Origin of the sequence: Niallia oryzisoli (assembly GCF_036670025.1) — a bacterium.
GTDB classification, from domain to species: domain Bacteria; phylum Bacillota; class Bacilli; order Bacillales; family Cytobacillaceae; genus Bacillus_BD; species Bacillus_BD oryzisoli.
In genome coordinates, this window is record NZ_CP137640.1 from 455,001 (window position 1) to 477,523 (window position 22,523).

Here is a 22,523-nt window from a genome sequence, read left to right on the forward strand (position 1 = left end):
CTGAAAGCATCTAAGCATGAAGCCCCCTCGAGATGAGATTTCCCATAGCGTCAAGCTAGTAAGACCCCTGAAAGATGATCAGGTTGATAGGTTTGGGGTGGAAGCGTGGTGACACGTGGAGCTGACAAATACTAATCGGTCGAGGACTTAACCTAATTGAAATGCGGAGGCGCCTTGCCCAGGAGCGACAAGCTTAAGACGGGGCGGCGAGAAGGTTGTTCTTTAACCTTCTTGACGGCACGGCTTAAGACTCGAGCTCCTAGGCGCCGCAGCTGGACAGAACAATGTTTATTACTCAGTCTTTTCTTCAGCATTATCTAGTTTTGAGGGAACAATTCTTCAGACCAAATAGTTTGGTGACGATAGCGAGAAGGTCACACCCGTTCCCATCCCGAACACGGAAGTTAAGCTTCTCAGCGTCGATGGTAGTTGGGGCCTTGCCCCTGTGAGAGTAGGACGTCGCCAAGCAGATAAAAAGAGTATCCAAAAAGGGTACTCTTTTTTGTTATTTTAACGTCCGAAAGCGGTAATTATAAAAAATGGTTCTTTAAAATGCAAAATATAAAATGTAATTGAAATCTATCGCAAATAAGGCTGATTGGAGCTCGAAAAGGAGCAATCTGCAAAAAAAACTATCACCAATAAGCCCTATTGAAGCCCGAAAAAGAGGATACCCCAAAAAATCATTCACCAATAAGCCCTATTGAAGCCCGAAAAAGAGGGTACCCCAAAAAAAGTTCACCAATAAGCCCTATTGAAGCCCGAAAAAGAGGGTACCCCAAAAAATCATTCACCAATAAGATGTTAAAATACTGAAGACAGCTGAATAAACAAATCAAGTATTCAGTTTGATAGTGTTTACAGCAATCCTCCAGCGCACCGTCCTTCCATCAAGAACCAATTGAAAATATTTTTTCTTTCACCTTGTTCGTCTTCATTCATCTTATCAGTGATATACTTGAGATATAGGGGTAACATACAATAATTTATTAACCCCGGAACAAAGTTCAATCTGTAAGTCATCTCGAACTTCCGCAAGGCATCAAAAGAAGTTGCCCCGACTAAAAATAGAAGGGAATGACCGCCGTGAACCCGATAAAAAGGCTTTTGAACAGGTTTAGAGGTTTGGCCGATGCTATTGCCCGCTATCCGTTGACGTCCATATTTCTTTCGTTAGCTGCTATCGTGAATGCGGTAGATATCAGTTCGGAAAAGGATTATTCAAAGCTTCTATTAACATTCGTGGTGGGAGCATTTATTAGTGCGGTTTTACAGATCACCTATGAAAGATTTTTTTTAAGACAATCCAGCCGCCTCCTATTAATAAGTGCCGCCTCCGTTTTAACAGCTGGATATTATTTAATTATCAAACCAGCCCCACAATTAAGCATGGAGATTAACATTAGAACTTCAGTTGCACTGTTTGCCCTTCTTATCGCCTTTATTTGGGTACCTGTCATAAAAAACAGGGTAACTTTTAACAAAAGCTTTATGATTGCATTTAAATCCTTTTTTCACTCTTTGTTTTTCTCTGGAATCTTATTTGCCGGAATTTCTATTATTATAACTGCGATTGACCAGCTGATTTTTCAGCTTGAATATACGGCCTATTCTCATTCGGCAAATATTGTCTTTATCCTTTTTGCACCGATGTTTTTTCTATCGCTGATCCCTGTTTATCCAGGTGCAGCAAACACCGAGGAGAATATGGAGGATCAGGAGAAAATCATTAACAAGGCAGCCCATTGTCCAAAATTTTTAGAGGTTCTCTTATCTTATATAATTATTCCACTAATAGCGGTGTTTACAGTTATCATGCTTACTTACATCCTTAAAAATATTACAGGCGAGTTTTGGACGGATAATCTATTAGAGCCAATGCTGGTATCCTACTCAATTACCGTCATTGTTGTTTATATATTAGTCAGTGAAATTGAAAATAAATTCACCTTATGGTTTCGACGAATTTTTCCTAAAGTACTGGTGCCAATCGTACTTTTCCAGATTGTCGCCTCTATAATGAGCGTGTCGGAAACCGGGATTATGCATACCCGCTATTATGTAATTTTATTTGGTATTTTTGCTGCAGCAGCAGGCATTCTGCTTAGTTTTATAAATGTACGTAGAAACGGGATCATTGCCCCGATCTTAATCATCTGTGCTGTTATTTCAATCGTACCGCCAGTGGATGCCTTTACAATCAGCCGCAGCAGTCAGGTAAGTCTTTTGGAAGAGGTTTTATTGAAGAACAATATGTTAGAAAATAATAAGGTTAAGCCAAACGCAGCTATCTCTGATCAGGATAAAGAGGTAGTTACGAAAGCGATGAATTATCTGCTTATGATGAACTATCAGAAGGATGTCGAATGGCTGTCTAAAGATTATAATTATGATGACTTTTATCCTACATTTGGATTCTATGAGTATTATGAACCTGGGGATAACAAGGAGATGTACCTTGCTCTCTCACTACAAGAGAAAAGTACTGTTGATATCGCTGGGTATGATTCTTTTATCCAATACCATCTAATCATGGAAAATGACAATAATGAAAAGATCGCTGATTTTGTAAAAGAGGGGAAAAACTACTCTCTTATAACAAAAGGGAATAATGATCAAGTAGATATGATCCTTACAGGTGAAAATAACGAAGAACTGCTGAGCATTGAGGCAAATGAAATTTTTAAAAAGTTTTATGGTTATCAATCAAGCAAATATACCATAACACCTGAGGAAGCAACTTTCTCAAAGGAAAATGACAAGGCTAAAATGACATTTGTAGTACAGCAAGTTAATATTCAAAAAGATCATGAGGAGTATAACAGTGCAGTACTCTTTATCTTTGTTAAAATAAAATAGCAGGAATGACTAATCAGTCTAAACTTAAACAAACGAGCAATGCCTCGTTTGTTTTTCTCTGCTTTTGTTCATTATGAATATAATAGATGCTTTTGCTCTGCAGGGTAAAATCATGTAAACTGTTAAAAGGATAATAGGAATAATTGGATCGTTTGCGTGTTGTTGAATCTTTATGATGGCTGAACGATGCAAACAGTAAGGTGATATACATGAGTGAATATGAAATGATTTCAACTAAATTAGAGGATACACAGAATTTTTCCAAACGCTTGGCCTCCTTTCTTCGGCCAGGGGATGTGATAACGCTTGAAGGGGACTTAGGTGCGGGAAAGACTGCTTTTACAAAAGGATTGGCTATTGGTTTAGGTATCCAAAGAAATGTGAACAGCCCAACATTTACGATTATCAAAGAGTACCAAGGAACCATGCCATTGTATCATATGGATGTATACCGTTTGGAGGATGCATACGAGGACCTGGGTTTTGAAGAGTATTTCAGCGGAAACGGAGTTACAGTAGTTGAATGGGCTCATTTAGTAGAAGAGCAACTGCCGCATGACCGTTTAGATATTTATATCTATCATCAGGGAAACGATACCCGAAAATTGGTGATTAAACCGATTGGTGAACGATATGAGCAATTATGTAAGGAGATATTTTCATGAACGTTTTAGCAATAGATACATCAAATTATGCATTAGGCATTGCTCTCATGAATGAGGAAGGCGTGATTGGCGAGTACATCACCAACATGAAAAAAAATCATTCCATTCGCGTAATGCCCGCCATCGAAAAGCTGTTGTTTGATTGTGAAATGAAACCTGCTGATTTAGATAAAATTGTCGTTGCAAAAGGACCAGGCTCTTATACCGGAGTTCGAATCGGGGTAACCATCGCTAAGACGCTGGCTTGGACACTTTCAATCCCGTTGGTAGGGATCTCAAGTCTCGAAGTACTGGCTGCAGGTGTAGGACGTTATTTTAACGGCTGTGTTTCTCCTTTATTTGATGCCAGAAGAGGGCAGATTTATACAGGTCTTTATCAGTATCAGAATGGAAAGCTGGAATCGCGAATAAATGATCAACTGATTTTATCAAAAAACTGGGCAGACGAATTAAGCCAGTATAATGAGAAAATATTATTTATTGGTTCGGATATTAAGCTTCATCAGGATGTTTTGCAGCAGGTGTTGGGCGAAAAAGCCATTCTGGCTGCAATAACAGAGCATAATCCACGTCCATCCGAGCTGGCATTATTAGGATATGATAAACCGGGAGAGGACATTCATTCCTTTGTACCCAATTATATTCGATTGGCAGAAGCTGAAGCAAAATGGTTAGAAGCGCAAAAGGAATTGAAATAGAGTCAGAAGAAAGATAGGAAGTTGTCAAAATGGAAAGTACATATTCTTTTCGAATGATGAATATTGAGGATCTTGATCAAATAATGGAGATTGAGCATAAATCGTTTACGGTTCCTTGGAGCAGGGAGGCCTTTTACAATGAGCTCACACAAAACCAGTTTGCTGTTTATCTTGTTATTGAAGCGGATAACAGGATTGTCGGTTATTGTGGGGTGTGGATTGTTGTAGACGAGGCTCATGTAACGAATATTGCAATTCTTCCCGAATATCGCGGCATGAAGCTGGGGGAAGCTTTAATGAAGAAAATGATTGAAACAGCAAAAGAATACGGGGCACTTACGATGACCCTTGAAGTAAGAGTATCTAACATGGTTGCTCAATCCCTCTATCGAAAATTTGGTTTTCAAGGGGGAGCCATTCGAAAGAATTATTATACAGATAATCAAGAAGATGCGTTAGTGATGTGGGTGAATTTATGAAAAAAGATCTATTAGTGATGGGGATAGAAACGAGTTGCGATGAAACAGCTGTTTCTATTGTAAAAAATGGTAGAGAAATTGTATCCAATATTGTGGCTTCACAAATTGACAGTCATAAACGTTTTGGTGGAGTTGTTCCGGAGATTGCATCTCGTCACCATGTCGAGCAAATCACGATCGTACTGGAAGAGGCCTTAAAAGAAGCAAATGTTTCGTATGAAGATATCGATGCTGTAGCAGTAACAGAAGGACCTGGCCTGGTGGGAGCTTTACTGATCGGCGTAAATGCAGCAAAGGCTGTTGCTTTTGCACATGGAATCCCGCTTGTTGCCGTTCACCATATTGCCGGCCATATTTATGCAAACCGTCTGGTTACGGAAATGAATTTTCCATTGTTAGCCTTAGTTGTATCCGGAGGGCATACAGAGCTGGTTTATATGAAGGAACACGGGCATTTTGAGGTAATTGGTGAAACGAGAGATGATGCGGCAGGAGAAGCTTATGATAAAGTGGCAAGGACACTGCATCTCCCATATCCGGGCGGACCGCAAATTGACCGACTGGCCCATGAAGGGGAAGCTGTTATTGATTTACCAAGAGCTTGGCTTGAAGAGGGCTCCTATGATTTTAGCTTCAGCGGATTAAAATCTGCAGTTATTAACACTGTCCACAATGCTGAACAGCGCGGGGAAACGATAAAACCGGAGGATCTTGCGGCAAGTTTTCAAGCAAGTGTTATTGATGTATTAGTAACCAAAACGCTGAAGGCTGTCAAGGAATATGACGTGAAGCAAGTGTTACTGGCCGGCGGTGTCGCCGCAAATAAAGGCTTACGATCCAAGTTGACCGCAGCTTTTACTGAAATGGAGGACATAGAGCTTGTCATCCCTCCGTTACAGTTATGCACAGATAATGCGGCCATGATTGCGGCTGCAGGAAGTGTTATGTTTGAAAAAGGACAACGGGCAAGTCTCGCATTGAATGCAAATCCTGGTCTCGATATATCTATCCACAATTAAGTATAAGACTCTCTGATTTTTCAGGAGTCTTTTTGTCATTTTATCACCAATTGTTGATAAAATAGCAGAGATATGAACAATCGTTAATCATTACAAGGGTAATATAAACTGAAAATTTCTAAAAATGTGGATAAGTTTGTGGATAATGTTGATAATGTGGATAATTAAATGGTTGAATTGTGGATAATGTGGAAAACCTTGTGGAAAGTTGAAATAATGGGTATCCAGCTGTGGTTAAAAATGTGGAAAAACGAAGCATAAAAAGGTTATGCTTCGTTTTTTTGTGGATAACTTAATTGACGCTAATTTTATTCTTCTGCTAACAAAGTCCATTCATCCATCAGCTGCTCCAGCTCTTGTTTGAACCTTTCTACTTCCTCATGAATTTGAAGAGACCTTTCGTGATCCTGAAAAACCTCCGGATCGCAGAGAAGCTGCTCATTGGCTTCAATCTTTTGCTCAAGGTCCTCTATTTTTCCTTCAATTTCTTCGATTCTGCGAAGGCGTTGTCTTTCTAATTTTTTTGCTTCTTTATCCTGTTGATAACTTGTCTTTTCCTGCTTGACCGGCTGGGCGGCCTCCTTTTTTTGTTCATCCAGCTCTCTTAATTCTTCCTGCTCGAGTTTCTTTTCAACATAATAATTATAGTCGCCTAAGTACTCGGTAGAACCGTCTTTCGAAAGCTCTACCACTTTTGAAGCAATCCGATTGATAAAATAACGGTCATGGGACACAAATAGAATGGTTCCCGGATAATCGACTAATGCATTTTCCAGAATCTCTTTACTATCTAAATCAAGATGGTTTGTCGGCTCGTCCAATATCAATAAGTTCGCTTTTTGCATCATTAATTTGGCCAGTGCCAAGCGCGCCTTTTCACCGCCGCTTAATGTGGATACGATTTTTAATACATCGTCACCTGAGAATAAAAAGTTTCCAAGAACGGTTCTGATTTCTTTTTCACTTTTTAAAGGATAGTCATCCCAAAGCTCATTAAGTACTTTTTTATTTGAGGTTAGTTCTGCTTGTTCTTGATCGTAGTAACCAATTGTTACATTTGTACCGTATTGAATCTCTCCTTTCAGTGGAGAAAGCTTCTTCATGAAAGTCTTTAACAAGGTGGATTTACCGATTCCATTTGGTCCGACAAGGGCGATGCTCTCCCCTCTAGTGAGACGGATATCTATGTTTTGTGAAACGGCTTCATCGCTATAGCCGATAGACAGCGAATGAACATGTAAAACTTCATTACCAGATTGTTTTTCAATGTCAAAAGAGAAGGAAGCTGATTTTTCACTGCCTAAAGGACGGTCCATCAATTCCATTCTTTCCAACTGTTTACGGCGGCTCTGGGCTCTTTTCGTCGTCGATGCACGGGCAAGATTACGTTGAATAAAGTCCTGCAGCTTGCTGACTTCGTCCTGCTGTTTTTCATATTGCTTCATTTCCCGCTCATAATTCTCGGCCTTCTTATCTAAATAAGAACTATAGTTTCCTATATATTTGGTTATTTGCTGTCTTGAAATTTCATACACTTGATTAACAACCTTATCAAGAAAATAACGGTCATGGGATACAATGAGGATAGCGCCTTCATAGCCCTGCAAATATTGCTCAAGCCAGGATAATGTATCAATATCAAGGTGGTTTGTCGGTTCGTCGAGGATTAAAATGTCAGGCTTTGATAAAAGCAATTTACCAAGGGCGAGTCTTGTTTTTTGCCCTCCGCTTAAAGACGATATTTTTGTATCATAATCAAAGGATTGAAAATTTAGTCCATGCAAAACAGAGCGGATATCTGCTTCAAATTGATAGCCGCCTTTTTCCTTAAACTCGACCTGCAGGACATCATATTCCTTTAACACTTTTTCATATTCAGTCTCATTTTGGAGGACAGCCGGATCAGACATTTTAGTTTCTAAACTGCGCAGCTTTTTTTCCTGTTGTCTTAGCTCGGAAAAAACGGACAGCATTTCTTCCCAAATCGACAAATTTGATTCAAGACCCGTATCCTGTGCTAAGTAGCCAATTTTGACTTCCTTTGGTTTAATGATATCTCCTGAATCGTAGGACAGGTGACCTGCAATTATTTTTAATAAGGTGGATTTTCCTGCACCGTTTCTGCCTACTAAAGCAATTCGATCGCGTGTTTGAACTTCTAACTTTATATTTGACAAAATAATATCTGCACCATAGTATTTACATAATTGATTAATTTGTAATAGAATCATGTTTGTTCACCTCTATACTAATAGATTAACCGATAAAGGTTTGAACAGCAATACATAGCGAAATGGGCTTCTATAGACATAATCACTGGATGTTGTATATTTTATTAAAATAGGAAACACTATTTGTGAAGGAGATTACAAACTAAAGACAAATACCTATAAAATAGTGTATCATTTATAAAGAGGGGTTTTTTTATGCCAGAGTTTACTCATTTTAATGAAGAAGGCAGAGCAAAGATGGTAGATGTAAGTGAAAAGCCTGAGTCCTTTCGAACGGCAATTGCGATGTCAAGTATTACAGTAAATCATGTAATTTATGATAAAATAACAAATAACCAAATGAAAAAAGGAGACGTTTTAGCGGTGGCGCAAGTTGCTGGGATTATGGCCGCAAAAAAGACGTGGGATATTATTCCTATGTGTCATCCCCTTTCATTAACTGGTGTTGATATCACATTTTCATGGGAAATAAAGAATGAAGATTATGAATTGTTTATCAAGGCGTTCGTCAAAACAAAGGGAAGCACAGGAGTAGAAATGGAAGCCCTTACTGCGGCGTCTGTATGTGCTTTAACGGTCTATGATATGTGTAAGGCGATTGATAAAGGAATGGTGATAGGCGAGACATATTTAGTGGAAAAAACAGGCGGGAAAAACGGGGATTTTAAAAGGAACGATAAATGAAAGTGTTTACAAGCAAATGCTAATCATAAGCTGCCCTTTTATGTAAAAAAATAAAAGAATAATGAAGGGAATGGGGGATTCGAATGGCAAATGAAACGACCAAGATACCACAAGCCACAGCAAAGAGATTGCCTTTATATTATCGCTTTTTAACAAATTTACATGCGTCTGGAAAACAAAGAGTATCCTCAGCAGAACTAAGTGAGGCTGTGAAGGTAGACTCAGCAACAATCCGAAGAGATTTTTCTTATTTTGGTGCATTAGGTAAAAAAGGTTATGGATATAATGTTCAGTATTTGCTCTCCTTTTTCCGCAAAACATTGGACCAGGATGAATTAACTAAAGTTGCTTTAATTGGAGTCGGAAATCTTGGTACGGCCTTTTTAAATTATAATTTCTTGAAAAATAATAATACAAAAATTGCCGTTGCGTTTGATGTACAAACGGAAAAAGTGGATCAGAAGATTGGAAATGTACCTGTCTATCATATGGATGATCTTGAAAAAGTCATCGAGGAGCAGGGAATCGAGGTAGCCATCCTAACTATTCCAGCACCTGTTGCCCAATTTGTGACAGATCGTCTTTTAAAGGCGAATATTAGAGGAATTCTAAACTTTACTCCTGCGCGGTTAACAGTGCCTCCGCATGTTCGTGTACACCATATCGATCTGGCGGTGGAGCTTCAATCACTTGTATACTTTTTAAAGCATTATTCAGTAGATGAAGAAATAGAAGAATAATACAAAAAAATGAGCCTTTCTAAAAGGGCTCATTTTTTTGTTTGTTGTTTTTTTAGTTGAAAGTGTAACAGTATCATCCGAATGCCGGATCCAAAGTCAAAGGTAGCAAGGATAACGAGCAGAATGGTAAAGAATCCCCAGCCTCCATCCTCATTAATGTTTCGAATGGCAAAAAAGGTAAATAACGAGCCAAGAAATATATAAATGATACCCGAAAAAAACGGTGATTGTCTCAAAGCTAATCCTCCAGTGATAATTTCTTATAATTGTTGAATCAAATCCTGATTAAGCTGCATCAGCACGACGATGGTATTCATCGAAACATGAGCAAAAATCGGGACAAGAATTCTGTTTGTTTTTACATATAAAAAAGCAAAAGTGAACCCCATCGCTGCATACAAAAGGATGTGTTCCGGTTCCCCGTGGGCAAGGGAAAAAACAAGTGAGCTGATCAGTCCGGCGAGAAAGAAATTTAACCGCTTGTATAAGGCGCCGAAAAGGATTTTTCGAAAGACAATTTCCTCCAGTATCGGTCCAAGAATAGAAGTAACAAGAATGACTATTGGAGCTGTTTTAATCAGATTAACAATTTGCTCTGTATTCTCAGAACCCATTTCAATGCCAAGCCAATATTCAATATTGGCTGCGGCAATTTGAGCAAAGAATGCCAAAAAAATTCCCCCAACGGCCCAATAGATTGACTCCCTTGGTAACAAGGCCTTCTCGCTGCGAACAGGTTTTATCCATTCTTTCCGCAGCAGAATCAGACTGATGATAAAGGTAAGAGAGAAGCTGATGACAATCCATAAAGAAACGGATAATTCGGCCATCTCATGATAGCTTTTCCCAAATAAACCGCCAATATAGATGAGAAGCGGCACCCCGACAAGGCTGGAAAGCTGCATGGCTATATATGCAATTAAAATAAACCAATATTCTTTTTTCAAAATGTTAGTTCTCCTTTATTATGTATCAACAAGTACATCTATCCCATTTTATCAGTAATTATCTAAAACCATCAAATGATAACCCTCTATAGAAGGAACATGGTATAAGCATAAGGGTTCATGGTAATAAATAGTATTTGTTGGAAAAAACATGTCAGCTGGACTATTTACCGAACTGTTAAAATTTTTAATGAAAATTTACATGTTGTTACTTGCAAAAGGAAATCAAATTTATTAATATAATAGATGTGTTAGCACTCGATGGAGATGAGTGCTAATAAAAAAACTTACATATTATTTGAGGAGGTTGTTTCAATTGTTAAAGCCACTAGGTGATCGCATTATCATTGAACCTGTTGCATCAGAGGAAAAAACTGCAAGCGGTATCGTATTACCGGACACTGCAAAAGAAAAACCACAAGAAGGTAAGGTAGTCGCTGTAGGTACTGGTCGCATTCTTGAAAATGGTGAGCGTGTTGCTCTTGAAGTATCTGCTGGCGATCGCATTATCTTCTCAAAATACGCTGGAACTGAAGTGAAATACGAAGGCACAGAATATTTAATCATTCGTGAAAATGATATCCTTGCTGTAATTGGATAATGATATTTTCCTGAGTCTGGTTTCAAGGCTCATGGCTTGTGCCTGCCACCGATAGGCAGACACCCTATATTTTTTATTTTAGTATACACAATTTCAAGGAGGTAATTCATAATGGCAAAAGAAATTATGTTTAGTGAAGATGCCCGCCGCGCTATGCTTCGTGGGGTTGATGCTCTTGCAAATGCAGTTAAAGTAACTCTTGGACCTAAAGGACGTAACGTGGTTCTTGAGAAAAAATTTGGTTCACCACTTATCACAAATGACGGTGTAACCATTGCAAAAGAAATCGAACTTGAAGATGCTTTTGAAAACATGGGTGCGAAATTAGTTGCTGAAGTAGCAAGCAAAACAAATGATGTTGCTGGGGACGGTACTACTACTGCAACAGTTCTTGCTCAAGCAATGATCCGTGAAGGTCTTAAAAACGTAACAGCTGGTGCAAACCCAATGGGTATCCGTAAGGGTATGGAAAAAGCAATTGCAACAGCTCTTGAAGAATTAAAAGCTATCTCAAAACCAATCGAAGGAAAAGAGTCTATTGCACAAGTTGCTGCCATTTCTTCTGCTGATGAAGAAGTAGGTAAGTTAATTGCTGAAGCAATGGAACGCGTTGGTAATGACGGTGTTATCACAATTGAAGAATCAAAAGGATTCTCAACTGAGCTAGATGTGGTTGAAGGTATGCAATTTGACCGCGGATATGCTTCACCATACATGGTAACAAATTCAGATAAAATGGAAGCTGTTCTTGACAATCCATATATCTTAATTACAGATAAGAAGATCACTAGCATTCAAGAGATCCTTCCTGTTCTTGAGCAGGTTGTTCAACAAGGCAAGCCATTATTATTGATTGCTGAAGATGTTGAAGGCGAAGCACTTGCAACAATCGTTCTTAATAAGCTTCGTGGAACATTCAATGCAGTAGCTGTTAAAGCTCCTGGATTCGGCGATCGTCGTAAAGCGATGCTTGAAGATATCGCTATCTTAACTGGCGGTCAAGTAATCACAGAAGATCTTGGACTTGATCTTAAATCAGCACAAATCGGTCAATTAGGACGTGCAGTTAAAGTTGTAGTTACAAAAGAAACAACTACAATCGTTGAAGGCGCAGGAGATAGCGCGCAAATCGCTGGCCGCGTTAACCAAATCCGTACTCAATTAGAAGAAACTACTTCTGATTTTGACCGTGAAAAATTACAAGAACGTCTAGCTAAGTTAGCTGGCGGTGTAGCGGTAATCAAAGTTGGTGCTGCTACTGAAACAGAATTAAAAGAACGTAAATTACGTATTGAAGATGCATTAAACTCTACTCGCGCAGCTGTTGAAGAAGGTATCGTAGCTGGCGGTGGTACTGCATTAGTTAATATCTACAATAAAGTAGCTTCTATCCAAGCTGAAGGCGACGAACAAACTGGTATTAACATCGTATTACGTGCGATCGAAGAGCCAGTCCGTCAAATCGCTCACAACGCTGGACTTGAAGGTTCTGTTATCGTTGAGCGCTTAAAGAATGAGGCAGTAGGTGTTGGTTTCAACGCTGCAACTGGCGAATGGGTAAACATGGTTGATGCTGGTATCGTTGACCCTACTAAAGTAACTCGTTCTGCACTTCAAAACGCAGGATCTGTAGCTGCAATGTTCTTAACAACTGAAGCAGTTGTTGCTGACAAGCCAGAAGAAGGCGGCGGCGGTATGCCTGACATGGGCGGAATGGGCGGAATGGGCGGCATGATGTAATTTAACCACTCTTAACTGAGAACTGGTTAAGTACAATTTCCGACCAAACTGAGAACTGGTCACGTAAATAACTTTTTTCTAAAGTATAGACTACCTCCTAAAAATAAGGAGGTAGTCTTTTTATGTTGTTGAAATTTACTTATCAAGATTTCTTGGAGGACAGACGGTTTAAAAATACAACAAAGACCAATATCAAAAAATATGAAATACTCTTAGGTAAATTTATGGACTATTGTATCGAGAATGAAATTGTAAACGTGGAGGACACTAATTACAGTGGAATACGGAAGATTGCGACAAATCGCTTTACTCCCATGGTTCAGAAAATGAATGGATAGTACTTATATAATTAGAAAGTGTTAATAGTTTAAAGGGTAGCTACTAACTAGTTTTATCCTTTTAAATCTTCCATAAATTGAATAAAGGCAATAAACGGGCAAGTACTACACAGGCCCGTTTATTTTGTTGTTGCCACTTACCAATTTACTCTTTGTTTCCCTTCTTGTATATAAACATGTTCAATCTTTCTAGGATTTAATAATATTATACTGCCTTTTTTATAAGCATTAACAGAAATTAACTTGATTGTATTAAACTCATCGTTTACCAAATCAGAAACAGTTTGCATACTATCTGACTTTACATAACGGGTAAATTTCCTCTGATCCATGCTCCAATCTTCCATGCCCCCACCTTCTACAACTGTTGTAAAATAAGTTATTGTAAACCACTTTTCCTCCATTAATGTCACCTCTTCTATGTATTTGTACTTTTAGAATATATGAGGTTTTATTTATTAATATGTTAGACTTGAAGGTGATAATCACAAGGATGATTTATGAAATTCAACTATATTTTTCCACCTGAATAACGGGCAAGCATTACACAAGCACAATTATTTTACTACTGATCCAAGTAGAAAGCATATAACATTAGATGAACGGACAGAAGAAGCGATTTTATCAAGTGTTAGTCTATTATTTGAAGCTATTAAGCAAGATATTAATTCAAGTGATCCCAATTTATCTAATGTCCTTTCCATTATTCTGCAAAAAAATGCATTCTCAAGATATCACAGTTCTTTGAAAAACAATTTCAAGTTCTGTTACAGTCTAATTGGTTACAGATGAAAGATGGTCGTATAATAGTTCCGAAAGATTATATAAAAAGGTCCAGTTTTTTGGATGATGCTGAGTGGAATTGGATACGTCAACATACGCCATTAAAATATTCTTGGCCAAAAGTACATGAGGAAGCATTGAATATTTTAGATAGTTTTATAAGACAATATGCGAAAGAATCTTACTCAATTAATAAATGGATTACTATGCTATCCGATGGAGTGTTTGTAGTTAAATTACCAGACTCGATTTTAATTAAGTTGTACGCAAACTTAATTAAGCAGATCCGTAATAAAACTATAATCACACATGAAGAATTTAATATGAGTAGCTGTTACTTCAAAAAAAAATAATGTTCTGATTCGCATATCTGATGCTCCTAAAGAAGAGTTATACATGCTGTTATTAGAAATTAAATCACAGTTAACTTATAGTGAGATTGAATGGTTTTTAAAAATTTATAACCTTTAAAATATTGAGGGTAAAGATTCAATTAAATCAGGTGTATCTTTATCTGATTTTGGAAGAAGTAAAACTACATTTAATTTTTCAGAAACTGAAAATGTACAATCAAACCGCTATTCGGAACAGCTAAATGAAATATCCCGAATTAAAAAATCTATTACACGTTGGCGAGCAGCAGAAAACCAATGTGAGAGTTTGAAGAAATGGAAGGTAATAAAGCTAAAGATGTTAGTAAGCAAAACTTAGGCTCCGATGTTGTTAGCGTAACACCAGATAATCAGGAAAGATATATAGAGGTAAAATCTGAGAAAAGTCGTGGAGATAAAATTTCAATGACGAATAACGAATATACTGCTGCTCATATTAATGGTGACAATTATTTTCTTTGTATTATATAATATCGTTAAAGATATTACACACTCTCATCTTACGGGCGGCAGGATGTAATAAACATCATTGAACCCTTATATATCAAGGTGTTAAAGGTCACGAGTTGTGCTCGTGACCTTTTTTGACCTTATTTATCAATTTCCAAAACTCTTATCATTGGATTTTCATACTTTTCAGCATCTCTTTTATAGACAGCATCGGTTGTGTGTAAATATACTTGTTCTAATTATTATAGACTAAAATCTATACACGCATTAATGCACCATTAGGCTCTGGTAGCTCTTCTTCCCTGATCTGATTCATTCTACAAAAATATTCAAAAAAGTTCTGTGCTAGTTCTCGTTCCTGTATGTCACTTTTCAAAGAAACAATATCAAGTAGCATTTGAGCCATCCATATATTATCAAAATAACGATATTTACCAGTATTCCAAGTCATTTTGTGAGGAGATTTTTCATTTAAATAATATTTCCAAAAAAACATCCTATCAGATTCCTGTTCTGTAAGTTGTAGTCTGTATTCTGAATGAGCAGGAATATATCCATCTTCACAAAACTTACCGATAAAATCCTCATTCACCATATAAACACCTAAGATACGTCTGTCTTTTTCAGGCATACTGGAATCTCTTGCTGTTAAAAGGCAAACACTGTTTGGGTATATGCGGGTAGGTTTGTTTGGCTTTCCTTTGTTATTACCGTTTTTTATTACGCCAGTAAAAACTTTCCACTCTGTAAATATCTTACTTAGTTCTTCGACGTCACACCAAAAAACGATTTGTGATGCGGGATGCAGTTTATGATTCTTCATTAGTTTTTCGTATTCCAAGCGAAGTTGCTGCTCTTTACGTTGTCGGTCTTTCTCTTCTTCCTTTTCCTGTTCTGCCTTCTCCCGTTCTAATTCCTGTTTTTGTATAATCTTTTCAAGTGAATTGGCAGCACTTTTATCCTGTAGCTTTAGGTGTTCTCCAAATGCATCGGGAAAAACAAACTTTTTATTTTCCGTTGCGAAATGTATTTCTATGAAAGAATCATTATGTTTCACAACACTTCCTTTGCCAAAACGCTTGTGTGTTACTTCTTTATTGATTAGATTCATTATTTTTGTCCTCCTTGTAATACTAATACTTGGTTCACTCTATTAGAGTCTCTTGTTAGTCCCATTCAACTAACTTGCATTTCGAGATAAACTCTCTTATTGATTGAAGCCGAGGTTTCTGCAGTGCCTTCTCCTATCTAGTTGTGGTGACTTTCAATATTTAAACTATTAGTTCCATTACAACTTTCATTTTTCTTTAGTTGCTTCGATTTGAAGAAGGATAAAAAAAACGCACCCATATTCTATCTGCAAAAAAATTACATAAGAATTTGAAATGCGATTTAAAAAATAAATGTAATATTATTGTAACATTTTTTGGAGAATATTACAAGTTTTATATTGACAACATAATTTATTGTGGTGTAAAATAAAATTTTATTTTATTTTTGCGTTTATGTTTTCCTTCATATTCGAGTAACAGGTTTAAAAAACATATACATTAGTAGAGGTAGATAAGAAGTTAAAAGAAATGGAGAAAGTAGTAGGAGAAGGGTTGAAATCTTACTTACCTATACTGCACTTTTTGCATCTATTGTTAAAGATATTTCATACTCTCATCTTATGGGTGGCATGATGTAATAACGCCTTTACCCCCTTGATATGAGCGGGTTTTTGAGTAAGATGAGAGTGAAATGCTAACGTTTTGCTAACATATAGGATATTAACGGAGGCTTCTCATGAGTTCATTGAACTTTTGAGAGGCTTCTTTTTTCATTTCTTGAGTGACGTGGAGGTGCAAATTTTTTGTAATTTGATCATTAGTATGACCTAAACGATCCATGATTTGTTCGAGAGTGACACCTGCCTCGGCAAGAAGTGACGTGTGCTTCTTTTTTCATCGATAATATCTAGGAAGTGTCCAAGTTCCTCCAATTCAAGGAACTTTGGAATTATCTTGTGTTTTTAAAGTCTTAGATAAAATTCTAAAGATCGTGGGGTGATGAAGTAATCTTATGGGCCATGTTACTTGGGACACTGATATTCCTATTTCTGGGTTTTATGCATTCATCGGTCATTTTATCGAAAAAACCGAAAATGGATCAAAATAAAAAAATACGGAATGATGAGTTTATTCCGTATACAACACTTTGGGTTAGTGCTTGTTATTGTGATTATTTTACAAGCAGCACACGCCTCTTATTACAGCTATTGCTATATCTTTGTACAGGAAATCCATGCACCAAAGTACTTGATTGGACTAATTCTTAACATTGCAGTATTTGCAGAGATCATATTCTTTTCCATTGTCGACAAGCACTTCCGGGGGTTTTCAGTTGGCTCCTTGTTGGCACTGGTGGCACTAGGAATTCATTGGCAGAATAGGACCACTTACTTTAGCCTTTGCATTATTAGCTAAAGTGAAGAAAAAACTTCCTAATAAATATGCGGAAGAAAAAATTATGATTGGTTAAAAAGTTCTCCTTAAGAATTAATTCTCAGTTTCTTCGTATTTAATATATAAATAAAAAAAGTAAGAAATACGCATAAAAATGGTTAAAATGGATAAAAAGGTTAGAGGGGAAACACCCCTCCAAATGCTCATAATATTGCTCATATATTTTTTTTCTTCTATTTTAAAATATTAAATGTAATTTGAAACTCATTAAATCAATGATTCTATAAATCTATTTTATTACTTGGTGAATGGGCAGCATGATGTAATTATGGCTTTAAAACCCTGTTATATCACCGTTTTAAATGATATTATTCTTTTCTTGCCCTCGGATTTGTCCTCGTGTTCCAAAAACACGAACAACCGATGATAAAGAAAGCTAACTATAAGAGAAGGTCTTTCAAAAGTTACTGAACTGGTGCGAAACCCTTTTCTTCCATTTTGGCTGTCACATGAGTATAGTAATTTAGTCATCCTCTTGAGTTAATTTAGTTTCCATCTTTTTAATCTGTCTGCTGTTTTTCCATGAATTTATAAGGTGTGAGAATGCACTGCGGAAAAATGGGAGCGGGTCATCCCAGGCAAAAAGGGCATATTCTTTTTTACCTTTCAAACTTCTTAACCATTGATACCAAGTCAGCTTTTCTCTTTTTCTTTTTTCCCTTGAGGATAAATAGTGGCGAACAAGATAAATCCATTTAATTCCTTCTGTTTGCGTAAGTTTTGGTTCCGGATTTTGTTTTGTGAGCAATAAATAATATAAATAGGATAAATCAACTCCGCAGCGACCTGATAAGCTGTGCCACAGCCACGTTCTTGCATTGATTTCAATAAACTTTAACTGACCGTCACGCGGATCCCGTTTAAACTCTGCCACTGATATCCCTTTAAAGCCAAGTGCTTTTAAAAAGGATACTCCCTTTTCAATAACCTCCTCATTTCTTACGCTTTTTACAAGCGCACCAGCACCGAAATAAGCAGGAAATTGATTTAGCTTTTGTCCCATAAATAAGCCTATTAATTGTAAGTTATCATCAAATAATGTGCCTACCTGATATATTCGTTCCTCTTGACCTGGAATCAATTCCTGTAGAAGTAATTCACCAAATTGCTGATAGAAAGGAAACTCCTTTCTAAGTTGGTCAGCATTTTCCATTATGATCGCCTTTTTGCTTAATTTTTTACGGAACTCATGTCCAAATACTGGCTTTAAAATGCAGGGAAAGCTCATATTATGAATAAGTTGATCAAGTTCAGCTTCATTGTTGACAATGAAAGTTTTTGGACTTGGGATTTGATGTTTTTCCGCTAATTTTGCTGTTAACCGTTTATCCAATACAGCCTCAATTAAATCATGTTCAGGTAGGAGAAAATGATAGTAATTTGAAAGCTCATGACGGTGCTTTGAGATGAAATATACAAACTCGTCCGATCCTGCAAAGAGAACCGGCTTCTTTGGCAAGCTCTCACTTAATTGTATGAGTAGCGCTAGTAAATCCGACTCTCCCGTTTTAGGATCGGGACAAATACCACAATTTGCATAACGAGTTTTCCCAATTTTGTACTTCCTTTCCGTATCAAAAGCATAGAGGGGTATTCCTCGTCGTCCTAAACTGCGGATGATGCCAATTCCATTTGCACTTAAATCTAAAACAACAGCTACGGTATCATGATTCATGCTACTCCCCTTCCTTGAAAAGATTTGAAAACTTCAAGAACCTTCGTTACCATTCTTTTTGTTGTCAAATGTTTATATGCATATTCCTTTGCATGATCTTATTTTGGTTTATAGTATTTAAAAGTTTCGCTTAACCCGGCTTGCAAATCAAAGGAAGGCTGCCAGCCTAGAATAGATGCAGCTTTAGTATTATCCAATTGACTATACCGGATATCTCCCTCCCGTGCAGGCATGTAGACAGCTGGAATATCTTTAGCAATTGTTGTTATCATCTTGTAGAGGTCGTTAATGCTTGTTTTAGTATTACTGCCAATATTAAAGATTTCATTTGCGCCGTTATTAATGGCTAATACATTAGCCAAAGCAACATCTTTTACATACACGAAATCTCTGGTCTGTTCTCCATCTCCAAAAATAAATGGAGATTTGTCATTAATTACTTTCTTGAAAAATATCGATATGACTCCTCCCTCACCTTTTGGGGTTTGGCGAGGACCATAAACATTGGCATATCTTAGAATGGTGAATGGGACTTGATGTAGGTTATTAAAGGCTTGGATATACATTTCTGAAGAAAATTTCGAAATACCATAATAAGATAGAGGCTGAATGGGGGATGTCTCCTTAATACTTATATCATCTTTTTCACCGTATACAGCACAAGACGAGGAAAAAATAAATTTTTTCACGTTGTACTTATGGCTGCAGGTCAGTAAGCGAATCGTACCAAGAATATTTTGATATGCATCCCATACAGGGTCTTTTATGGAGCGGGAAACATCCACTTGAGCAGCGAGATGGATGACAACATCCGGTTTTTCCTTCTTAAATACATCTGATATTTGTGAAGATGTGATGTCAACTTCATATAGCCGGATATTTGGTGGAACAAGTTCCCTTTGACCCGAGAGAAAATTATCTACTATAACCGTTTCATAACCGGTTTGAGATAGTAAATCGACAACATGAGAACCAATGAATCCAGCTCCCCCTGTAACGAGTACCTTCATAGGTTCTCACACCCTTTATGACTATCAGAGAAAGACCATAGCTTCTTTCTCATCATTGCAAAAGGAGCCTCTACTTTTTCTCCGATAAACTTTTTAACCATTCTCTAAATGTCATCTCCTCATCTCTTTGTTTTTGATGAAATAAAAGAAAATCACGAACCTAATAAACCCATGTGAGGAGGAAATTGATCTGTAGTGAAGTTAGATCGTTCATTTCCTCTTTTTCATTTCCAAACCTTCCTAATAATTTCGAAGGACTCTGCATATTCCACTCCTACTGTCATTCCTCTTACACGTGCTAAATATTTTACTCCATCATACGAACGTGGATGTGGAAATGGTCTCATCTCAACATCATAAGCCTTGAGTGACTCAATTTTTTCATCTATGGTGTCGGAAATATCAACAAAATAATTTGGTTTAAATTCTTTATCATTTGTATGTTGACTCCAATCACTAGAAGAAACCGTTTCAAAACAAAGGATTTCAACCGGCCTTTTACCGGGGAGCGGACGCGCTGCTGTTAATACCGCTTGAAATAGTATTTGGTGATCACGGTTGATATCCCCATAATGATGTGTAAAAATCATGGATGGCTCATTTTTGATTAGCAGATCTTCAATTTTTTTATTGATTTCAACAAGAGGGACTTTTTCCAATAAAAGATTAGGATATTCCCAAAAAACTATATTTTTAATCCCTAGGTTCTCATTTGACTTTAAAATACACTGCTTAATGTGTTGCTCTTCTTCCTTTCGTCCCTTGGCCGCTATAACAGTCGTAACTTCATATCCCTGATTTATTAATTTTTTAATTGTTCCGCCACATCCTAGAATTTCATCGTCGGGATGTGCAGCGATTACTAGTACATTCTTATTCATAAATCTCTCCTCCAAAAAAATAGTTTCGTACATGGACAAGATATGAAAAAGACTTTAAGAGGAAACGGCATTTGTTGAAATTGTGTTCATTAAGGATTAAATAGGCTACATTTAGTTGAACATCCGAGCAACTTTTTTTGACAATCATAATATACTCTTGTAGAGAGGGGTAATGGGATACAAGTAGGTCTAACTTGCCTTTTGTGACCCATTAACCCGTAGGTGATTACAACCCTGATTCAACATCAAAAGCAAGCCTATAGGCTCTCCAGGAGGAATGAGAAATACATGGAAATTGAAGTTACAATCATCATGCCCTCATATAACCGCTATCCCCTTAATCTGCTTAGCCTTTATGCGTTGGAGAAACAGAACTTTGATTTATCCAAAATGGAAGTGATATTGATTGATGATGCTTCTACCGACCAGACCCCAAAAATTAAGGAGTACCGTCCACCCTACCATTTTCAATATATTCGCAATAGCACCAATGTTGGGGTTGCTACTTCAAGAAATATCGGACTTAGGCATGCGAGGGGAGAGATTATTATCCTTTTCGATGCAGAAACGATCGTTCCCCCTAACTATGTTGCCCTTAACTATCAGCATCATCTAACTCAGGAGAAAGCAGTTGTTTTTGCTGGAAGCAAGCGCGGCCGTGTGTATACTTTTTTATTCCCGGATTTTACTGATAATCAAATCAAAGCGATTTATGAGTGGAAAGAAGAAAAATCCCTCCTCAATCAACGCCTTAAAGAGGTGGTATCGCAGGAACTGACACTTTATACCCTAACGAATCATATTAGGCATTTACAAGAACCCCAACAAGTGATTAAGAGGGAGGATATTGACGATATTGAAAAATTACGTTCGATCGGAAAATACAGGAGTTATGCCGATCATTTATTAAAATACCTTAGGGTACACGAACATTCTGATAGCAGTCCATTGCGTTGGATGGCTTGTTTAGGTTTTCTTTCTATTAGAAGAAGTTTTATGGAGCAAGTGGGCGGTTACGATGAGAATTTCAAAGGGTGGGGACCAGAGGATGCTGAATTTGCATATAGATTATATAAGGCAAATGCTAACTTTATTATCGAAAATGATTTAGAATCGTATCATCAAGAACATCCACTGTTGCCAACAATAGAGGAAGATAAGCACAGAAATCGTCTGTTGTTTGAACAAAAGCACCTGGTTTTTGATGTATGCATTAGAGCTCTGCACTCTATTCAACAGACGGATTATGAACTCATGGAAAAGATTGTTTTAGAACATCAATCCCTTACTGCAAGCTTTCCCAATGAGTTTCATGAATTTAACCGTGCTATCATAACCTTACTTCATCAAATTCGTATCAATTTTGCAGAAAACCGGCCCCCTGTTAACCTAATTCAAAATACCGAGTTCGGCAATGATCCAGCTGCAATGGAACGTATCCTGGCTGAGAAAGATCAAATAAAATCCTATGGCAAATACAATCATCTTGTATGGTTGTTCGATAAACTAAGTACGACTTAAAGATGGTGGCAGCCATATAGGTATCGGAGAGACCGCTGCGGTCCGCCTTATTGGCGAACTAAGTGATATTCGGAGGTTCAAAAATCATAAACAGTTAAATGCCTATGTAGGAATTGATATTATGCGGTATCAATCAGGGCAAACCCTTTTATAAAGATTAAATTAATAACGATGAATGGAAGGTATGATGTAAAAGGCCGCTTCATCCCTTGATATATAAGGGTTTTATGTAAAATGAGAGTGAAATGCTTACATTGAGGATATAAACGGAGGCTTCTCATTTGAGAAGCCTCTTTTGTGATT

At 37.3% G+C, this 22,523-nt stretch carries 21 protein-coding genes, 2 rRNA genes and 3 pseudogenes (1 of these 26 only partly in view); 17 read left to right on the forward strand and 9 right to left on the reverse strand.

The genetic code is table 11. The features are described from left to right. From R4Z09_RS02295 to tsaD, 7 genes are all read left to right on the forward strand, one after another. Window positions 1-155 (forward strand): 23S ribosomal RNA (locus R4Z09_RS02295); it begins 2,777 nt to the left of the window's first position. Window positions 156-352: 197 nt separating this feature from the next. Beyond that, window positions 353-468, forward strand: a 5S ribosomal RNA gene (rrf, locus tag R4Z09_RS02300). A 618-nt stretch (window positions 469-1,086) separates the two neighbouring features. Then, the gene (locus R4Z09_RS02305) at window positions 1,087-2,859 is read left to right on the forward strand and encodes a DUF4153 domain-containing protein (RefSeq protein WP_338450795.1); all 1,773 of its coding nucleotides are present in this window, start codon (window positions 1,087-1,089) and stop codon (window positions 2,857-2,859) included. Window positions 2,860-3,068: 209 nt separating this feature from the next. Next, a complete protein-coding gene (gene tsaE / locus R4Z09_RS02310; RefSeq protein WP_338450796.1) occupies window positions 3,069-3,524 on the forward strand; it encodes a tRNA (adenosine(37)-N6)-threonylcarbamoyltransferase complex ATPase subunit type 1 TsaE in 456 nt (151 codons plus the stop codon). Further along, window positions 3,521-4,222 (forward strand): tRNA (adenosine(37)-N6)-threonylcarbamoyltransferase complex dimerization subunit type 1 TsaB, encoded by a 702-nt coding sequence (gene tsaB, locus R4Z09_RS02315; RefSeq protein ID WP_338450797.1) that lies wholly within the window; start codon window positions 3,521-3,523, stop codon window positions 4,220-4,222. The genes tsaE and tsaB overlap by 4 nt, the downstream gene beginning before the upstream one ends. 29 nt (window positions 4,223-4,251) lie before the next feature. Then, window positions 4,252-4,701, forward strand: coding sequence for a ribosomal protein S18-alanine N-acetyltransferase (gene rimI / locus R4Z09_RS02320; protein WP_338450798.1), 450 nt, complete (start codon window positions 4,252-4,254; stop codon window positions 4,699-4,701). After that, window positions 4,698-5,720, forward strand: a complete 1,023-nt coding sequence (gene tsaD, locus R4Z09_RS02325) for a tRNA (adenosine(37)-N6)-threonylcarbamoyltransferase complex transferase subunit TsaD (RefSeq protein ID WP_338450799.1) — start codon at window positions 4,698-4,700, stop codon at window positions 5,718-5,720. Before rimI ends, tsaD begins: the two co-directional genes overlap by 4 nt. Before the next feature lie 308 nt (window positions 5,721-6,028). On the opposite strand, the gene R4Z09_RS02330 is transcribed toward tsaD, so the two are convergent. Then, window positions 6,029-7,951, reverse strand: a complete 1,923-nt coding sequence (locus R4Z09_RS02330; RefSeq protein WP_338450800.1) for an ABC-F family ATP-binding cassette domain-containing protein — start codon at window positions 7,949-7,951, stop codon at window positions 6,029-6,031. Between the two features lie 195 nt (window positions 7,952-8,146). Between R4Z09_RS02330 and moaC the strand changes: the two genes are divergently transcribed. Together moaC and R4Z09_RS02340 are read left to right on the forward strand one after the other, a co-directional pair. Then, on the forward strand, window positions 8,147-8,635 hold the full coding sequence (gene moaC, locus R4Z09_RS02335) for a cyclic pyranopterin monophosphate synthase MoaC (RefSeq protein WP_338450801.1): 489 nt from the start codon (window positions 8,147-8,149) through the stop codon (window positions 8,633-8,635). A gap of 83 nt (window positions 8,636-8,718) precedes the next feature. Beyond that, complete coding sequence (locus R4Z09_RS02340; RefSeq protein WP_338450802.1) at window positions 8,719-9,375, forward strand: redox-sensing transcriptional repressor Rex; 657 nt, start codon at window positions 8,719-8,721, stop codon at window positions 9,373-9,375. Between the two features lie 29 nt (window positions 9,376-9,404). Here R4Z09_RS02340 and R4Z09_RS02345 read toward each other — a convergent pair whose 3' ends face one another. Both R4Z09_RS02345 and R4Z09_RS02350 read right to left on the reverse strand, forming a co-directional pair. After that, complete coding sequence (locus tag R4Z09_RS02345) at window positions 9,405-9,611, reverse strand: YdiK family protein (RefSeq protein WP_338450803.1); 207 nt, start codon at window positions 9,609-9,611, stop codon at window positions 9,405-9,407. 24 nt (window positions 9,612-9,635) lie between these two features. Next, window positions 9,636-10,322 carry a type II CAAX endopeptidase family protein gene (locus R4Z09_RS02350; RefSeq protein ID WP_338450804.1) on the reverse strand — a complete coding sequence of 229 codons (687 nt, stop codon included), beginning with the start codon at window positions 10,320-10,322 and terminating at the stop codon, window positions 9,636-9,638. A gap of 316 nt (window positions 10,323-10,638) precedes the next feature. Here R4Z09_RS02350 and groES point away from each other — a divergent pair, with 316 nt between their 5' ends. The 3 genes from groES (at window position 10,639) to R4Z09_RS02365 (ending at window position 13,001) form a co-directional block, all read left to right on the forward strand. Then, the gene (gene groES, locus R4Z09_RS02355; protein WP_338450805.1) at window positions 10,639-10,923 is read left to right on the forward strand and encodes a co-chaperone GroES; all 285 of its coding nucleotides are present in this window, start codon (window positions 10,639-10,641) and stop codon (window positions 10,921-10,923) included. 111 nt (window positions 10,924-11,034) lie between these two features. After that, the gene (gene groL / locus R4Z09_RS02360; protein WP_338450806.1) at window positions 11,035-12,663 is read left to right on the forward strand and encodes a chaperonin GroEL; all 1,629 of its coding nucleotides are present in this window, start codon (window positions 11,035-11,037) and stop codon (window positions 12,661-12,663) included. A gap of 122 nt (window positions 12,664-12,785) precedes the next feature. Next, window positions 12,786-13,001: a hypothetical protein gene (locus tag R4Z09_RS02365; RefSeq protein WP_338450807.1), complete on the forward strand. Its 216-nt coding sequence runs from the start codon at window positions 12,786-12,788 to the stop codon at window positions 12,999-13,001. A gap of 137 nt (window positions 13,002-13,138) precedes the next feature. Here R4Z09_RS02365 and R4Z09_RS02370 read toward each other — a convergent pair whose 3' ends face one another. Continuing rightward, on the reverse strand, window positions 13,139-13,405 hold the full coding sequence (locus tag R4Z09_RS02370; RefSeq protein WP_338450808.1) for a hypothetical protein: 267 nt from the start codon (window positions 13,403-13,405) through the stop codon (window positions 13,139-13,141). Window positions 13,406-13,789: 384 nt separating this feature from the next. Between R4Z09_RS02370 and R4Z09_RS02375 the strand changes: the two genes are divergently transcribed. Both R4Z09_RS02375 and R4Z09_RS02380 read left to right on the forward strand, forming a co-directional pair. After that, window positions 13,790-14,137, forward strand: a complete 348-nt coding sequence (locus tag R4Z09_RS02375) for a hypothetical protein (RefSeq protein WP_338450809.1) — start codon at window positions 13,790-13,792, stop codon at window positions 14,135-14,137. A gap of 315 nt (window positions 14,138-14,452) precedes the next feature. Then, a complete protein-coding gene (locus tag R4Z09_RS02380) occupies window positions 14,453-14,647 on the forward strand; it encodes a DUF3883 domain-containing protein (protein WP_338450810.1) in 195 nt (64 codons plus the stop codon). Between the two features lie 235 nt (window positions 14,648-14,882). Here R4Z09_RS02380 and R4Z09_RS02385 read toward each other — a convergent pair whose 3' ends face one another. Then, entirely contained in the window at window positions 14,883-15,737 is an 855-nt protein-coding gene (locus tag R4Z09_RS02385; protein ID WP_338450811.1) for a malate synthase, read from the reverse strand. Window positions 15,738-16,398: 661 nt separating this feature from the next. After that, window positions 16,399-16,563, reverse strand: a pseudogene (locus R4Z09_RS02390) (site-specific integrase); the annotation flags it as partial. A gap of 107 nt (window positions 16,564-16,670) precedes the next feature. Between R4Z09_RS02390 and R4Z09_RS02395 the strand changes: the two are divergent. Continuing rightward, window positions 16,671-17,052: pseudogene (locus R4Z09_RS02395) on the forward strand (MFS transporter); the annotation flags it as partial. A gap of 544 nt (window positions 17,053-17,596) precedes the next feature. Here R4Z09_RS02395 and R4Z09_RS02400 read toward each other — a convergent pair. The 3 genes from R4Z09_RS02400 to R4Z09_RS02410 all read right to left on the reverse strand — a co-directional run bounded on the left by R4Z09_RS02400 (window position 17,597) and on the right by R4Z09_RS02410 (window position 20,699). Continuing rightward, a complete protein-coding gene (locus R4Z09_RS02400) occupies window positions 17,597-18,808 on the reverse strand; it encodes a carbamoyl-phosphate synthase (RefSeq protein ID WP_338450812.1) in 1,212 nt (403 codons plus the stop codon). A gap of 98 nt (window positions 18,809-18,906) precedes the next feature. Further along, window positions 18,907-19,818: an NAD-dependent epimerase/dehydratase family protein gene (locus tag R4Z09_RS02405; protein ID WP_338450813.1), complete on the reverse strand. Its 912-nt coding sequence runs from the start codon at window positions 19,816-19,818 to the stop codon at window positions 18,907-18,909. A 224-nt stretch (window positions 19,819-20,042) separates the two neighbouring features. Continuing rightward, window positions 20,043-20,699, reverse strand: coding sequence for a PIG-L deacetylase family protein (locus R4Z09_RS02410; protein WP_338450814.1), 657 nt, complete (start codon window positions 20,697-20,699; stop codon window positions 20,043-20,045). A 288-nt stretch (window positions 20,700-20,987) separates the two neighbouring features. On the opposite strand from R4Z09_RS02410, the gene R4Z09_RS02415 reads away from it, so the two are divergent. Further along, complete coding sequence (locus R4Z09_RS02415; protein WP_338450815.1) at window positions 20,988-22,220, forward strand: glycosyltransferase family 2 protein; 1,233 nt, start codon at window positions 20,988-20,990, stop codon at window positions 22,218-22,220. Between the two features lie 46 nt (window positions 22,221-22,266). Continuing rightward, a pseudogene (locus tag R4Z09_RS02420) lies at window positions 22,267-22,365 on the forward strand (transposase); the annotation flags it as partial. Between the last annotated feature and the right edge of the window lie 158 nt (window positions 22,366-22,523).

Excerpts from the sequence above, each read along its gene's own strand:
- R4Z09_RS02370 (WP_338450808.1), bottom strand. The coding sequence starts at position 13,405 with ATGGAGGAAAAGTGGTTTACAATAACTTATTTTACAACAGTTGTAGAA.
- R4Z09_RS02380 (WP_338450810.1), top strand. The coding sequence starts at position 14,453 with ATGGAAGGTAATAAAGCTAAAGATGTTAGTAAGCAAAACTTAGGCTCC.
- tsaE (WP_338450796.1), top strand. The coding sequence starts at position 3,069 with ATGAGTGAATATGAAATGATTTCAACTAAATTAGAGGATACACAGAAT.
- tsaB (WP_338450797.1), top strand. The coding sequence starts at position 3,521 with ATGAACGTTTTAGCAATAGATACATCAAATTATGCATTAGGCATTGCT.
- rimI (WP_338450798.1), top strand. The coding sequence starts at position 4,252 with ATGGAAAGTACATATTCTTTTCGAATGATGAATATTGAGGATCTTGAT.
- R4Z09_RS02365 (WP_338450807.1), top strand. The coding sequence starts at position 12,786 with ATGTTGTTGAAATTTACTTATCAAGATTTCTTGGAGGACAGACGGTTT.
- R4Z09_RS02385 (WP_338450811.1), bottom strand. The coding sequence starts at position 15,737 with ATGAATCTAATCAATAAAGAAGTAACACACAAGCGTTTTGGCAAAGGA.
- R4Z09_RS02375 (WP_338450809.1), top strand. The coding sequence starts at position 13,790 with ATGAAAGATGGTCGTATAATAGTTCCGAAAGATTATATAAAAAGGTCC.
- R4Z09_RS02340 (WP_338450802.1), top strand. The coding sequence starts at position 8,719 with ATGGCAAATGAAACGACCAAGATACCACAAGCCACAGCAAAGAGATTG.
- R4Z09_RS02400 (WP_338450812.1), bottom strand. The coding sequence starts at position 18,808 with ATGAATCATGATACCGTAGCTGTTGTTTTAGATTTAAGTGCAAATGGA.
- tsaD (WP_338450799.1), top strand. The coding sequence starts at position 4,698 with ATGAAAAAAGATCTATTAGTGATGGGGATAGAAACGAGTTGCGATGAA.
- R4Z09_RS02415 (WP_338450815.1), top strand. The coding sequence starts at position 20,988 with ATGGAAATTGAAGTTACAATCATCATGCCCTCATATAACCGCTATCCC.
- R4Z09_RS02410 (WP_338450814.1), bottom strand. The coding sequence starts at position 20,699 with ATGAATAAGAATGTACTAGTAATCGCTGCACATCCCGACGATGAAATT.
- moaC (WP_338450801.1), top strand. The coding sequence starts at position 8,147 with ATGCCAGAGTTTACTCATTTTAATGAAGAAGGCAGAGCAAAGATGGTA.
- groL (WP_338450806.1), top strand. The coding sequence starts at position 11,035 with ATGGCAAAAGAAATTATGTTTAGTGAAGATGCCCGCCGCGCTATGCTT.
- R4Z09_RS02405 (WP_338450813.1), bottom strand. The coding sequence starts at position 19,818 with ATGAAGGTACTCGTTACAGGGGGAGCTGGATTCATTGGTTCTCATGTT.
- R4Z09_RS02330 (WP_338450800.1), bottom strand. The coding sequence starts at position 7,951 with ATGATTCTATTACAAATTAATCAATTATGTAAATACTATGGTGCAGAT.